Consider the following 14,967-nt stretch of genomic DNA (forward strand, 5'->3'; position numbering starts at 1 on the left):
ACTGGGGACTGGGGACTGGTGACTGGGGACTGGGGACTGGGGACTGGTGACTGGTGACTGGTGACTGTTAAAAAAATGCGATTACCGCAGCCGGAGAACCTGAACCACCACGTAACCTGAGAATACCAATTACTAGGGTAGCGCCTTGGGGTGGCAGTTGATCTAAGTTGGTGAGGTTTTCTAGGACAATCCGTGGTTTTGCTAGTATCAAACTATTAGTGGTAAAATTATTATCTTGCCCTGAGTCTACACCGTGGGTATCAATTCCCACCCCGGCAATTTTTCTTTCAGTAATTAAAAACTCGGTGGCTTTACCGCTAAACCCTGGAAAGTGCATATTTCCATCTGTATCCTGGTTGAAGAAGGCGTTTTTATCTAGCCATTTATGTTGCCAACCCGTATAAAGTAACACTATATAACCGGGTTTAATAGTGCCAAATTCTGCTTCCCATGTCAAAATGTCAGCTACAGTTAAAAGATAATCAGGGTTTTCTGTTGCTTGTTGACAGATATCTATAACTACCGCAGGTACTACAAGAGACTGGGCGGAATATTCATCAATGCTGATACCGTCACCGTGAAAACTATTAGGGGCATTGATATGAGTAGCACTATGTTCACCCATAGAAAACCGTCGCAGATAATAGCCATCGTCTTGTAGTTCGGCTACAGTGGTAAATTTGACGGGAGGATCACCAGGCCATTGTGGTATACCTGTGTCAATTATATGACTCAGGTGGATAACACGGGAATAGGTGATATTGTTTGGCTGTTGGGGTTGTATAGTAATATTCCTCTGTGATTCGGCTATTATTTATCATAAATAATCCCCCAATTCCTGTAAATACCAGGTCGGTTGGGGGTTAATTACAAGTTTAAAATGTTGCAGCAAAAAGTGAATTTAACCTTAGTGAACACCTAAAAGGTTAATGTTGTGCAAACATAAGATTAAGTTTAGGTAAATTGTCAGAATTGGTGATTGGTGATTGGTGATTGGGATTTATCAGGATGATTCAGAAACAGAACTGTGTTTACGTCGCTGTGCTTACTGGGTTTCATTACGTGAACAACCCCAAACACAAAACACCGAAACCCTTACTGTTTATATACCCCGCAAAAATGTATTTACAGTTGATGCTTTAAAAAATTTAATGCAAACAATCCAAACAGGAGGGACTTTATGAAAGCAATTATTAATGATGTAGAAATTCTCAATCATTTACAACCTCAACAAATAGATAAATATTTAAAATCTAAAGGTTGGCATGAACAAAGTGTTATTCCTAATAAAGTTTCTATTTGGATACAGGATAACTATTCAGAGAATAAACTCAAAATTCAATTACCTGTAGACCAAAACTTTGATGATTATTCCCAGCGTATATATGATGTAATTGAAACCTTATCAAAAGCCGAAAACCGCTCACAATTCGATATTTTAGGTGAAATTATTACTGATGCACCTAATTTAACTATTCAAGCTGTGGTTAGTCAGATTCAAACACCAAACACCACAGAATTAAAAGGAGAAATTCAATTATTTGGCGTGGTATTTGATAAACTGCGGCAAATCAAAACTATACTGGAAAATCATGATTATATTTTAGCTATTAAAGCCTATCAAGAACGTTTACCAATTCGTTGTACAGGCGATTTGTTTAAGGAAAATGACCAGTTTATTTTACAAAATCCCCACAATTTTCAAATTGATAATATTTGAATGCTTAGATAGGGTTTAGGTAGAGATATTGATGGGTTTTTGGTACTGAGGAAGAAAATTTTTAAGAAATGATAAGTAAAGGTTGAAAATCTAGGTTGAATATGTTAAATTACTGGAAATGGTAAAAATATTTCGACACCACAAGCCCGAACCTTGAAAACCGCATAACTTCGTTGACTGGTGTGGATCGTTTACAGGATCAGCGTTTCCGGTTTTACAATGCCTTACTTATTGAGAATTTTTTGGCACTTATTGAGAATCAAAAAAGTGGTGTCGAAATGGGGATCTGAAACCCTTGCTCTGTAAGGCTTCCAAAAGTGAACTCTTTCCAAATCAACTTCCCCGCAAGGGGATGGAAACTTTAATTTGTAACCAGAGGGGATCTGGGTATTCAAGCTTTCCAAATCAACTTCCCCGCAAGGGGATGGAAACTCATTTATTTTCTTATCCATCTCTGGCGCTTTCTCAACGCCAAGAATGCTTTCCAAATCAACTTCCCCGCAAGGGGATGGAAAAAGTGCTAAACTACCTAGTATTACAATCGAAAAATGCTAAGATTAAGAGTAGCCTAGTTCAACCTAACTTCAACACTATGACTAATATTAATATCACTGTACCTGAAGCCCTAAAAAGTTTTATTGATGAAGAAATTGCCGCAGGTAATTATAATTCAGCGAGTGAATATTTACAACAGTTAATCATTCAAGAAGCAAGACGGAAAAATAAAGGAAATTTAGAAGATTTTGGAATAAAGTATCAAGAATTGGAAAGTGCTTTAGATGAATTAGCTGATGATTTTGCAGCGTGTGTTGGTGCAAACGCACCTATTTTATCTGATTATGCTGTTAGTCGTGAAAGTATTTATGAAGACCATTATTAAAAATAGAAAATGGAATATTTAGTAGAACCTAAATTCAACACTTTCATAAATTTTACTCCTTAATTTTAAAGACTATTACAAAAATAAAAACATCCCACTGATCTTCCTTCGCGTGAAATAACAAACTAATCACAAGGATTTTTTACATCACACTGAGTTAGCATCTTTGCTCTTTTAACAAACTTTTCATCAAATGTATAAAACTGAGAACAGTTTTGACTATTAGCTAAATGAAAAGCATCAGCAAAATCTAAACCATTTTCATGCCATTCAATTACTTGAGCAATTAAAATAGGATTATTTAGGTAAATATTAGGTAAACCAAACAAATTTCTCAAAGCCTTACATATATCATGAGGTTTAAACTTATATCTAAACCTTAACACCCATTCCGTTTCCAAGATGACTGTATCTGCAATAAAAACATCATGATTTTGTAATATCTCTCTACTTTTTTGAAACTGTAATTCATCATCTTGAGTTAAAAATCTGACAATTATATTTGTATCAATCGCAATCATGCCACATTTCCTCAACACCTTGACGAATAGCATCTTCCATATCTTCCAGGGTTGCAGGTTCACCATCATATTTTAAACAACCTGCTACATCCTCCAACTTAGTTACTGGAAAAGGCTTTTTAGGTTGTAATAAAATCCCATTACCCATATCAATAATAATAAATTCCTGACCTGCATTCCAATGATGCGCTTCTCGTAAAGATTGGGGAATAATGACCTCTCCTTGAGGAGACAATTTGGTAATTTCCATAATGTCTAAACAATAAAACCATAACACTAATTATAACACATAAATAAATAGCAAAAACCCATAAAATTGGTATCAGTTATCCATTTTAATCAGCAAAACAAATACACTCGTTTTGTACAGGTTTAGCACTGATAAACTCCTACGAGAAATGCGATTTTCTCAGATACATATTTGAGGTTTTATTTCCATTAAGTTCTAACTACTCTCCCAGTCACCTATCACATATCATTTGTAACCTTGTTGCATCAGTAGTGGAGGTTTTCATTTTTTGTGTTATAACCCACTCAGAAAATGAATTTAGACAGTAACGATTATATGGAACTAGACAAATTAACCAGGTTTAAAGAGTACGGTGAGTTTATCCTCCGCAAAATTGACTCTGTACCCCAACGCCCCTCCCAACAAGAAGATTGGGTCCCTACTAGCCTGGATGACTGTCTGGTGCGCTTGCGAGAAGCTGCACAGAAGACTGTGGAAATGGCCACTTCACCTGTGAAAATTGGTGTGATGGGTGAGTTTAGCAGTGGTAAAAGTTTACTGTTAGGAAGTTTAATTGGTTTTGCGGATGCTTTACCTGTAAGTGAAAACCCGACGACGGGAAATGTGACTGCTATTCATATTAAACCACAAGAAGGTTTTGCTACAACAAAAATAGATAATTACACCGTTGAGTATTTATCTCATGAAGGGGTAAATGAGTGTTTACACTTCATGTTATCAGAAGCAAACCGTCGGGCTGTGGCTGCTGGTTTACCACCTTTACAAGTTGCTAAAATTAAAACTGGTAAAGATATTTCTCTTTGGTGTGAGGAAGCTTGGAAGAGTTCCAATAATTTAGAATTACGCTATTTATTGCGTGAGTTAGTATTATTTTTGCGGGCTTATCAAGCTTATGGTGAGGCTTTGTGTGGTAAGCATTATCATATTGATGCAGCAACGGCAAAGGAAGGTTTACAATTAATTGATTTGCCGATGGCGATTCAAACTTTGAGATTTGATGATTTACCGCCGGCACATATTCGTTTACCGAATGCACCCCAAGTTCTGCAAACTCAATTATTACAAAATAGTTTTTACCTGATTCGTAGAGTTGATATTGAGGTCAAAATATCTAGAGAAATTTGGGATTTAACCGGGGCGGAAGAATTTGTTTTGCTAGATTTTCCCGGTTTAGGTGCGGCTAATTCTGGTGCAAGAGATACTTTTTTATCATTGCGAGAATTGACACAGGTGCAGACAATTTTAGTGTTATTAAATGGTAAATCACCGGGAAGCGATCGCGCTAATAAAATATTTACCATGATGCAGCAACAACGCCCCGGGCAAGATTTAAAAGATTTAATTCTGGTTGGTGTGGGACGTTTTGATCAATTACCTTTAGAAAGTGAAGGTGGAGAAAGAATTTTAGATTTTTTAATTGAAGATCATCCTAATTCCCAACCTTTACAAACAGAGGTAGTTTTTCAAAAATTAAAAGTTCTGCAAACTATTATTGATGGTGCAGAAGCTTTTACTACTCAAAAAGAACGCATTGTTTTATTATCGCCCTTGTTAGGTTTATCAGAATTAGCCAAACGTTCTACCAAAGTCAAAGCTGGTTCAGAAGAATTTTTAGCTAATTTAGATTATCCTGATTATTTGGAACGTTCCAAGAAATTACAAGAAAAATGGGGTAAACTCAGCGATAAACTTTTAGAAAGTGAACCTCGTAATTCTCTAGGTAAACAGTTAGGTTATTTTGCCCAAGATGGGGGTGTTAGTAAACTGCGGGACTTGATTCAAAATCATGTAGCTACTCATGGTTTAAAACAATTATATGAGGATACTCGCAGGGCGGCAGATGTGATTCATCAACAACAAGAACAACTGAAATATATCCTGGCAGAAATTCATGAACAAGGTATACCTACAGCAGATAGTCCAGATTTAATGGAGTTACGTTTGGCAATTGAAAGTTTAGATAAAACCTACAGAAGCTTTCAAAAAGACTTGGGTAAAGAACCACTCAAAGATAGACGGGGAGTGGTGGTTAGTGATGTGATCAAAGATGAATTAACCTATAGGATTCTCAATTGGAGTCAGTGGACATTGTTATTTAATAAATGCCAAAATGGCACAATTACCTTAGCAGAGTCTAAAGGTGCGGCGGGTAAATTATTTGAACGGGGAAATAGAGTAAATAATTCTATTCCTAGCAAAAGTGATGATTTTTATCCAGAGTTTGAAAAAAGCGTTAAAGAACTAGAAGAATTTGCCAGCGATCGCATTCGTCAAGCTGTAGTAGACTTGTTGAATAAATTAGCCCATCAAGTAGTATTAGAACGGGAGAAAATTCAAACAATTCTTAATCCAGAGATGGAAGAATTGATAGAAGATAACTTTGGAGTTGAAGCCGCAGATTTATTTTATAAACTGTTGTTAGGATGTGATCCAAATCAGTGGAAAGAAGCAATTGTTGGAGAAATTAATAATCAAGATAAATCCATTTCTCCTGATATGATGTTTCCCCTAGCGCGACGGGATGAAAAACACAGTATTGGACAAATATTTGATTGGTCTCCTGAAAGAAATCAAACCTCATCTCGCAATGCAAATCATCAACTTTTTGTATTAAGATTGCGGGATGAAATTACAGCTAGTGCTAGTTTACATCTCGTGCAATATGTGAGTGAAGTTAATCAACAAGTAAATGCAGAATTAGAAGGAATTTTAGATCAAATAATTCCCAGTTTGCAAAACCTGTCTAAAAAAGATGAACTACTCAGATATATTGCTGCTGGAGACTCAACCCCAGAATTAGCAATTCCCACTTGGTTAGAAATTCTTGCGGATATTGCATCAATTAATGAGAGTGATATTTATGAGTATATTTAGCTGAAGAAGGGAACAGGGAATAGGGAATAGGGAACAGGGAAGAGGTATTAGTATTAGGCTGTTTTCTGCATCTACCAAAATCCAAAATCCAAAATCCAAAATCTAAAATTCATTTATGCCTGTGGAAATTATACTTCCACCCAAACATCAACTACGAGTTAAAGAAAATCAAAGTTTGGATTTACCTGCTATCCAAATTGTCGCCACCAATAGTAATATTCCCCATATCTCTCGCATTACTTGTAGCGTCAAAGGAACACCCATAGAATTAGCAGCGGAAATTCAACAAACTTATAAACATTTTAACTCTGCTACACCCCAAAAAATCTCTAATTTGTGTCAATTAGGACAATATCCTTATCAGTTAGAGAAACCTTTAAACGAAACAGTCAACTGTGATTTACAGGTGATTGTTGAGTATTTTGATTCTGATGCTACCGGAAAACCGATATTATCTATTAAGAAAAATATGGGTGTTTCCTGTAATCTTTGGTTTACACCTGATTTTCAATCAATAACTCACAAAACCATAACTAACCATAAAACTATGAATCCTTTTGAATTAGATACCTATCTCAATAAATTAAGTCAACAATTGAGTGAAAAACTCAATGAAAAACCCAAAAAAAGATTTCCGGGTTGGTTTGCGGTAGATTTTGGAACTTCTAATTCTACAGTGACACTTTTTGATCCCATTGAAGTACCTATTGCGGAAGTTTTACCCAGAGAACAAGAATTAAGATTGCGTCAAAGATTAGCAGAGTGGTTAAATTCTCCTGCTAATTTAGCTTTACCAGATATCGGTGTGAACGAGTGGGAAAAGTTCATTGCGAATATTAGTAAAAACTTAGAAATTGAACCAGAAGAATTAAGCGAAGTTTTTGAAAATGATAACAAAGAACAATTTTTAGAAGCTATTCGCCAAATTGAATTATGTTTAGGAAATAGTGACAGATTTCGCCGTGCTGTTAGCAAAAAACTTTATCAGATATATCATGAAGTTTTTCGTGTTCCTACGTTAGAATCACAAAATTTGATTCCTGTAGTTTTGGATATTGACAGACGGGAAACAGAAATTCCCAGCGAAATGGAAGTATCCCAAGTTGAACCTTTAAAATTGCAAATGGGGAGAGAAGCAAGAGACAATAGAAAAAAAGCCATTGCCCAAGGTACAATCACTTCAGTTAAAGATATAATCAGCAGATTTCATCATTCACCCAAACGTTATTTTGGACAAAATAGAACTTTCCCAGTTATCTTAAATGACTCAGAAAATAACATCCAAGTTAACCAATTAATTCAAGCAGCATGGGCGCATTTAATTGAATTAACAGAAGATTATCGTCAACGTGCCAGAAGAAGATTTTCCGAAGGAGATTTATTAACAGGAGTTTTCACCTATCCTACCGTTGCACCTCCAGTAGTGAGAAAAGAAATTAAAGCATTAGTCGAAGAATTAGGAATAGATGATGTCCAAACAGCTTATGATGAAGCGGTTTCTGTAGCTATCTTTTTTCTTTGGCGAGAATTTGGTGGTAACTTAAATATTGGTATTGAATCTTTTAAAACTCGTTGTCGGCAAGAAAAAAATAAATGGTCACAAAATGTTTTAGTGTTAGATATTGGTGGAGGTACAACAGACTTAGCATTAATTGAACTCACATTAGAAGATAAAACTCCATTTTTTGCAGATCATGAAGATCGGGGTTTAGGTGGACGTTATTATAAACTTACTCCGAAATTATTAGGTTCTTCAGGACATTTACAATTAGGTGGTGAATTAATTACCTTACGCATTTTTAGACTTTTAAAAGTTGCGATCGCTGATTTTCTCTTAACAGCAATAACTAACGGAGACATCGAAAGCGACAAACTAGAAGATTTAATCAACGCCGAATTAAACGAACGCTTTTTAGAAGATGGCAAATTTAAAAGCGGTAGTTTATTAAAATGTGTAGATAAAGAAAATCCCGAAGGTGACGTTGCTTTCAAAGATGCTTTAGATACAGCCGAAAAAGTCTTACCAACCCGATGGCAACAAGCACCCCAACGCCTCCAAACATTTTACACTCTTTGGGATTATGCCGAAGCTGCTAAACTCAAATTAGGGCAAAAATTACCAGGAGATGGTTCTTTATTAACCTTCACCCTTTCCGAACAACAAATTAGTGAAATCCTTGCCCAAAGTGCAGTTAAATTCCAAATTATTATCCCTGATGCTATCTCTATAACCATAGATAGTCAACAATTTGAACGGGCTGCAATTTCGGCTATTAAAGAAGCAATAGGTATTGCTAAAGGTTTGATGGAAAGCCGTTTAAATGCAGACAATAAACAAAAAGTAGATTGGTTAATTCTTTCTGGTAAAACTTGCAATTTAGATTTAGTGCAAAAACAAATTTACCAAGAATTTAGCAAATCTCCTTATTTTGTTTGGAATCCAGAACGGATTACCTTTGTTTTAGAATTTACCAAATTAGCAACTTCCGCAGGTGCTTGTTACGCTGAAAAATTAAGAAGATTAAGATTTGATCCCGAAGAATCAAAAAATTTATTGCGTAAAGGTGCAAACCAACTAGAAATAGATGTCAAAAACCTATTTTATTATCTACCGTGCAACTTTAAACGCAAAACCCAAAGTAACGAACTATTAGGAATATTCAACGCTGGACAAGAATTATATCAACTTGCAGCAGGGGAAAGTGTAGCTAAAGTGCGGACAAATTGGCAAGGTATCCAATTAACAAATATTATCTATCGTCAAGACTATGAAGATGGAGAATTGCGTTTATGGGGTAGCTTTGACGGTAAAACTTTAATGGAGAAATTAGGAATGGAAGAACCAGAATTTCTCAAAAAAATTAAAGTCCAATTTGAAATTGATCAAACTTTGCAATTTAGTGTTTTACTCTGTCAAGGGAATCCCCATTATTTAATAGATGAGAAGGGAATAGATATCAATTCTGTCATTTACCAAGAATCAGAAACAACTGATTTATTCACCGATGGAAAATTAAAATGGAATATTGCCATTGAACAACCTCATCAAGATTTAAAAGATGGTGATATTGCCGTCAACGTATTAGAATCAGCAACAGTAGATCAACCAAATGCTTATCATTTAGTATTTGCAGTTGATAATAATCAAAATCCCAAACTGGAAACATTTCACTATTTACAAGATGGTGTTAATGAACCAGGAAAAGGGTTAATTAGTAATCCTTTACCACCATTCCCCCAAAATGGTCAACACACCTTTTATATTTATCAAACAGATAGCGAAACCAACACTAAAAAATGGATACGCATCGGCGCACTTAGTAAACCAGACATCACCACAGATTACCCTTGTCAATATCATGTTACACTCGACAATCAAGGTATATTAAGAATGCACGCTGGTGAAGTACCTTATTGGACATCAACTAATCAAGAATGTTTACAAGAAGAAGGATGTGTTTATCGTGCAGAATTAGAATTACAACCTAATGAGATAGATAAAGAACGCGATCCTTTCTGTGGAATACATTAAATCAATTGATAATTGATAATTGATAATTGAAAATTGTTTGATTTACAGCAGTTTTCATGTCTTTAGACCACAGTAAGGGCGAAGCATTCGGATGATAGTCTTAGGTAAAAACCGATAATTAATTGTCCGAATGCTGATGCTTCCAGCACGCTTCGCGAACGCCCCTACATTGTTGACACGAAACCTAAATCAAAATGTGGTTTATTTACCTGAAAATAGCTGTAAGGTTGAAACCTCTTCTTTTAAGGGGAATAAGAGAGAAAAACCTTTTCAATTTTCTGCCTTGAAATTAAATATAATTGTCGATTGTCAATTATTGAATTTCCTCCTGACTCCTCAAATATTTTCTTGCCATGATGCAACATATACAACAATTATTAGCAACAGAAAATTCTCAAATTTCTCAATTATTAAAATTGAGTTTATACGGATTACAAGCTACTTTAAATCAAGCCCGGATAGAGTATCCAAATGATCCAGGTAATGATTTATGTGAAAATGTCATTCTAGAAATTCACAATCTTTTAGAACCTGAAGTAATTACAGAAAGTCCAGAAAATGTAGTTATTGATGAAGCTAAACCTGAGCAATTATTAAATGTATTAAATGTATTAAATGAACTCAGGGAAGTTTTTAATACAGATTTAGAATTAAATTTTTATTTAGGAAATGCACCCCTACAAAGTCAAAATGATGGTGATTTATGGAATGAAATTCACCGCAAATTGTTAAGAGTTCCTGAAGATTTAGCCACAAATTGGAAAAAACGCGCTTTAGAAATGGCGCAAAAAGTCGGTGCAACAGAAGATTATATAAATATTGAACAATTCCCTTTTGTGCGGGATGAAATTATTTATCCTGGTTTAAATGGTACTGTTCAAGCTAAAGGTTTATGTTTGTCAAAAAAAGCGTTTTTTAAATCAGAAATTGCTCCGTTATATAATTCAGAAGATTTGCAATTATTAGCAGGATTTTTACTTTTATATACTAAATTTATAGAGATAGATCCTGATTTACATCATGCTTTAAAAAGTGTATTTAGTTTTGATGTTGTTTCCTTAAAATCCCAACCAGAACAACGTCAACTTTATTTAGAAGCATTGAGCGATCGCCTACAACGCACCCAAAAAACTGAAGAAAACACTGATCCCATCATTAATCTACGTGCTTGGATTGACATGGATGAAGCCATACATTCCCTAGTGTTTGTTCCCCCAGCAGAACGTTATTCCTGGTGGGGAAAACTACAACAAGAATCACGACGTATATTGAAAAAAGTAGCCAATAAAGCCATAAAAGCCAGTCATGATGTGAAAATTAGACAATTATCAGGACTTTATGCTGATATTTGCGCGTATTCCAAAGATGATGTACAGCTAGATCATGGTGGAACACCTGGAGAAGTATTAACTTGTTTGCGGTTATACACACGAATCAATCAAGAAGAACATCCGGGGCGGGTGCTATTTCGATCCTTACGATGAAAACCGCAATACCATATAATTACTTCTGTTTACTGCATATCAGGTGTAGGAGTGGGTGAAGGAGTAGGAGTAGGAGTTGTAGGAGTGGGATCAGGTTTAGGAGTGGAAGGAGAAGGGGTTTGTTGGGCTAATAGAGTTTGTTGTGTGTTTGCAGCTTGAAACTGTTTGGGTATTGCAATCACCGCAGCAGTTCCCAAAAATGCTAATAAAGCTAAGGGTGCTAAGTGTCTCATATTGTGATTCCTGTAAAGACTTATGCCACCCTATTTTGAAAAATTATCCAATTCTCTATATCTTGCTATAGGTAGCCTTACTGATGTTTCTTTAGGTAGAAAAACACATTTTCAACAAGTTTTAAATTTGCTGTTTTAGGAAGATGAAAATCAGGAAATTTGCATTTATTTGAGCAGATATTATTCCCTGAAAAATAAGTTTTAGAGATTTTACTTAATAATTAGTTATATTTTTGACAATTTTGACTGGCATTTGCTAACGTATAATCAAGCAGTTAGGTATTTTATTGATTTTTGAGGTTTAGCAATGTCTGTGAAGCAACTATCTATATTTGATGAACAACCAGAATATTTCAATCGTAAAAGAACGTGGACAGCTACCAAACATAGGATCATGCTCAGATATATACAGGCTTTTTGCTATAAATTAGGCAGTAGTAATATGTATCTTAACTATGTTGATGGGTTTTCAGGAAAAGGTAAATATGATGAAGGAATTGGGATTGAGAATTTTGTAGGTAGTTCTAAGTTTTGGCAAACGTATCAAACTAATTTTTCAGATAATGATGGTTCACCTTTAATAGCCCTTAAATTAGCAAAAATATTTAAAGATGAAAATCGTGTTAATTTACGATGCTTTTTTACAGAGAAAGATAAAAAACGTAATTTAGAACTTCATAACAACTGTAGTTTAATCGGTGAAGGATTATCTTACAAAATTTATGAGCCTCAAAAATTTGATAAGATATTACCTCAAATCATGAATGAACTAGAAAACTATCCAACAATATTTTTTTTAGATACTTTTGGAGTGCAAGGAGTTACTTTTGAGCAAATATGTTCCATAGCTGATTATGTTAGTAAATACAAAGGAGAATTATTTTTGTTGTTTCATAATCGCTCAGTAGCTCGCAATGCAGGATTTTATAAGACAATTTATAAAGATTATAAAGAACAGAAAACTGCGGAAACATATACTAAACATCTAACTCACCTTTTAGGTGATAACTCAGATTTAGAATGGAAAAAAAAGTGGCTCGAATACCAAAATGAAGAACAAAAATTTGAAAAATGGGCGCTGAATTATTTCAAAGATAGACTACAACAGGAAAGTCGTTTTAAAGGAGTAGCTAGTTTTGAAATCAAAGAAGAATATAATGATACTCGACCACAGTATCATATTGTAGTTGGTAGCAATTATCCTGAAGATGCTTTTGGTGTTTTATTAAATGATTTCATTTATCAAGAAAATAAATTGCTATTCCATCAAGATGATAAAACTGGTAAATATCATAAATTTATGGATGATGAATGGGAACGTCAAAATAATGAGCGTATTTCCAAAATTAAACCCCAAATAATTGATATTTTACGCAGAAAAAATCAAGATTGGATGACCTTAGAAAATGCCATAACTTTAATTATTCTGGAAATTGGCAACCTTGGATACTTGAGTCGAACTAAATATAGAGAAATATTTCTCAATTTGTATGAAGAAGGTATCATAAAAGCTAGAGAATTAGGATCAAAAAATCAATTAACTTTGAAAAATAACATCAGAATAGTAAAATAATACTAATACAATAAACCTAAAATTTCGTCTTGAGTAAAATTCAATGTCAGTATCTTCAACAATAGAATGGACAGAAGCTACATGGAATCCTACAACCGGCTGTCATAAAATTAGCCCAGGTTGCCAGAATTGTTATGCAGAAAGGTTTGCCGAAAGGTGGCGTGGTGTTCCAGGCCATCCTTATGAACAGGGGTTTGATGTAAAATCTTGGACAGAAAGAATAACCATGCCTCTTTCATGGAAAAAACCACGTTTAATCTTTGTTAATTCCATGAGTGATTTGTTTCTGGATGAAATTTCTGAAGAATTTATCATCAAAGTTTTTAATGTTATGAAAGAGGCTCATTGGCATCAATTCCAACTATTAACTAAACGTCCACAAAGGATGCTAGAAATATCTCAAATATTACAAGAATGGCCTGCTAACGTTTGGGCTGGAGTAAGTGTAGAATCTCAAGCTTGGACTTGGAGAAGCGAAATATTAAAAGAAATTCCTGCAAAAACTAGATTTTTGTCCTGTGAGCCGCTTTTAGGTTCTTTAAAACTGTGTTTAGATGATTTACATTGGGTTATTGTTGGTGGAGAATCTGGTATAGGCGCTCGTCCTCTAAATATTGAATGGGTGAGAGATATTAGAGATCAATGTATACAAGCTGATGTCCCATTCTTTTTTAAGCAGTGGGGAGGAGTGCAAAAGAAAAAATTTGGTAGAGAACTGGATGGTAGAACTTGGGATGAATTTCCAAAATTTGCAGAAAGCAAAAAGAAGGTATCAGTATTATCAAGAAAATAAAAATCAAAATGATTCAATTTCTGTGCTTATTCACCACCAGAGAAAAACAAAGGTAACACAAAAGCAGCAATAATTCCCAACAAAACAAACACCTCAATAATTCTCAGAACCAAATTACTTTGCATTAACTGATTAAATTTCTCACTCAAATTATTAGGAAAATTACCCCACCAACCACGCAACCGACTAAACCAATTTTTTGGACTATCTTCTGGGCGAAATTGCCATGAAAACATTGATAATAACAAAGGCGCACCACCCACCTTAGCAGACATTAAAAGATGAATGGCTAAACAACAAACCATGATCACCCAAGCTGTTAAATGGAAATAATACCAAATATGATCAAGTTCCCCTACCGGTAGCCATTCTTCTTTCATCATTCTGCCAGATACAACTGCTAAAACTGAAGCAATTAACATCAAAGTATTTGCTAAACGTTGCAGACTCACCCACCAAATTGGTTTATTAAATTGTGAGAGTTTTTGGATAGAATCTTGTTGTAATAACCGCCTTTCACCAGCATGAAAGCTATAGAGAGCGAAAGCAGGTAATAACAGTAAAAAGAATAAACCCGCAGTTCCGTGAATACCCTGAATTGGGTCGATTTTAGGAATGGGAAGTTTACCGAATCTTTGATCAAAAGTGTTGTAAACTAAGAATCCGGTGATAATAGCTGCAATGACTAAAATGCCATTGACACCGTGTATTATACGTAATAACAGAGGTTGATAGGGTGCTGAACGAGTCATGGTAACAATTTTTAATTTTCATAATGTATAATTTTAAAATATTCTAGTGCTAATCGCAATCTAATCTGATGGATGAATATTTTTTGATGAACGAACCGCAAAGAACGCAAAGGACACAAAGGAAGAAAAAAAGAAGAAGATAAGAAATTTCCAAGTAAATCAAAATTCAAAAGTTAAAATTCAAAAGTTAGCAGTTAGCAAATTGTATATATTTTATCAGAAATGTTGAATGTCGTTACAAAAGTTTACATATTCAGTTATAGTAGTCCTATTAAGGGTGAAAATGTCAACATCTCATGATATCTTCCATCCAATGAACATAACTAATTTGTTGACACATACAAGCTTGAAGATA

General features: G+C 34.7%; 13 protein-coding genes. 8 read left to right on the forward strand and 5 right to left on the reverse strand.

All coding sequences use genetic code 11. The features are described from left to right. Nucleotides 1-67 precede the first annotated feature (67 nt). Complete coding sequence (locus tag PN497_RS21545) at nucleotides 68-814, reverse strand: cyclase family protein (protein WP_334310685.1); 747 nt, start codon at nucleotides 812-814, stop codon at nucleotides 68-70. A gap of 175 nt (nucleotides 815-989) precedes the next feature. On the opposite strand from PN497_RS21545, the gene PN497_RS21550 reads away from it, so the two are divergent. The 3 genes from PN497_RS21550 (at nucleotide 990) to PN497_RS25985 (ending at nucleotide 2,600) form a co-directional block, all read left to right on the forward strand. Beyond that, a complete protein-coding gene (locus PN497_RS21550; protein ID WP_246605398.1) occupies nucleotides 990-1,184 on the forward strand; it encodes a DUF4365 domain-containing protein in 195 nt (64 codons plus the stop codon). Then, complete coding sequence (locus tag PN497_RS21555) at nucleotides 1,181-1,720, forward strand: hypothetical protein (protein ID WP_096566190.1); 540 nt, start codon at nucleotides 1,181-1,183, stop codon at nucleotides 1,718-1,720. The genes PN497_RS21550 and PN497_RS21555 overlap by 4 nt, the downstream gene beginning before the upstream one ends. A 424-nt stretch (nucleotides 1,721-2,144) precedes the next feature. After that, the gene (locus PN497_RS25985; RefSeq protein WP_409349338.1) at nucleotides 2,145-2,600 is read left to right on the forward strand and encodes a ribbon-helix-helix domain-containing protein; all 456 of its coding nucleotides are present in this window, start codon (nucleotides 2,145-2,147) and stop codon (nucleotides 2,598-2,600) included. A gap of 125 nt (nucleotides 2,601-2,725) precedes the next feature. Here PN497_RS25985 and PN497_RS21565 read toward each other — a convergent pair whose 3' ends face one another. Both PN497_RS21565 and PN497_RS21570 read right to left on the reverse strand, forming a co-directional pair. Then, on the reverse strand, nucleotides 2,726-3,121 hold the full coding sequence (locus PN497_RS21565; RefSeq protein ID WP_096566193.1) for a type II toxin-antitoxin system VapC family toxin: 396 nt from the start codon (nucleotides 3,119-3,121) through the stop codon (nucleotides 2,726-2,728). Beyond that, nucleotides 3,108-3,371, reverse strand: a complete 264-nt coding sequence (locus PN497_RS21570) for an AbrB/MazE/SpoVT family DNA-binding domain-containing protein (protein ID WP_096572589.1) — start codon at nucleotides 3,369-3,371, stop codon at nucleotides 3,108-3,110. The genes PN497_RS21565 and PN497_RS21570 overlap by 14 nt, the downstream gene beginning before the upstream one ends. A 315-nt stretch (nucleotides 3,372-3,686) precedes the next feature. Between PN497_RS21570 and PN497_RS21575 the strand changes: the two genes are divergently transcribed. From PN497_RS21575 to PN497_RS21585, 3 genes are all read left to right on the forward strand, one after another. Continuing rightward, nucleotides 3,687-6,245: a dynamin family protein gene (locus PN497_RS21575; protein WP_096572590.1), complete on the forward strand. Its 2,559-nt coding sequence runs from the start codon at nucleotides 3,687-3,689 to the stop codon at nucleotides 6,243-6,245. A gap of 115 nt (nucleotides 6,246-6,360) precedes the next feature. Then, on the forward strand, nucleotides 6,361-9,777 hold the full coding sequence (locus tag PN497_RS21580) for an acetate and sugar kinases/Hsc70/actin family protein (protein WP_096566195.1): 3,417 nt from the start codon (nucleotides 6,361-6,363) through the stop codon (nucleotides 9,775-9,777). Nucleotides 9,778-10,133: 356 nt separating this feature from the next. After that, on the forward strand, nucleotides 10,134-11,261 hold the full coding sequence (locus PN497_RS21585; RefSeq protein WP_096566197.1) for a hypothetical protein: 1,128 nt from the start codon (nucleotides 10,134-10,136) through the stop codon (nucleotides 11,259-11,261). A 29-nt stretch (nucleotides 11,262-11,290) separates the two neighbouring features. Here the strand turns inward: PN497_RS21585 and PN497_RS21590 are convergent, their stop codons facing one another. Next, a complete protein-coding gene (locus tag PN497_RS21590; RefSeq protein ID WP_096566199.1) occupies nucleotides 11,291-11,494 on the reverse strand; it encodes a hypothetical protein in 204 nt (67 codons plus the stop codon). A 307-nt stretch (nucleotides 11,495-11,801) separates the two neighbouring features. Here PN497_RS21590 and tcmP point away from each other — a divergent pair, with 307 nt between their 5' ends. Further along, the gene (gene tcmP, locus PN497_RS21595) at nucleotides 11,802-13,067 is read left to right on the forward strand and encodes a three-Cys-motif partner protein TcmP (RefSeq protein ID WP_096566201.1); all 1,266 of its coding nucleotides are present in this window, start codon (nucleotides 11,802-11,804) and stop codon (nucleotides 13,065-13,067) included. A gap of 43 nt (nucleotides 13,068-13,110) precedes the next feature. After that, nucleotides 13,111-13,860 carry a DUF5131 family protein gene (locus tag PN497_RS21600; protein WP_096566203.1) on the forward strand — a complete coding sequence of 250 codons (750 nt, stop codon included), beginning with the start codon at nucleotides 13,111-13,113 and terminating at the stop codon, nucleotides 13,858-13,860. A gap of 26 nt (nucleotides 13,861-13,886) precedes the next feature. On the opposite strand, the gene PN497_RS21605 is transcribed toward PN497_RS21600, so the two are convergent. After that, nucleotides 13,887-14,612, reverse strand: coding sequence for a cytochrome b/b6 domain-containing protein (locus tag PN497_RS21605; protein ID WP_096566205.1), 726 nt, complete (start codon nucleotides 14,610-14,612; stop codon nucleotides 13,887-13,889). Between the last annotated feature and the right edge of the window lie 355 nt (nucleotides 14,613-14,967).

The sequence above is a fragment of the Sphaerospermopsis kisseleviana CS-549 genome (assembly GCF_028329225.1).
Taxonomy (GTDB): Bacteria; Cyanobacteriota; Cyanobacteriia; order Cyanobacteriales; family Nostocaceae; genus Sphaerospermopsis; species Sphaerospermopsis kisseleviana.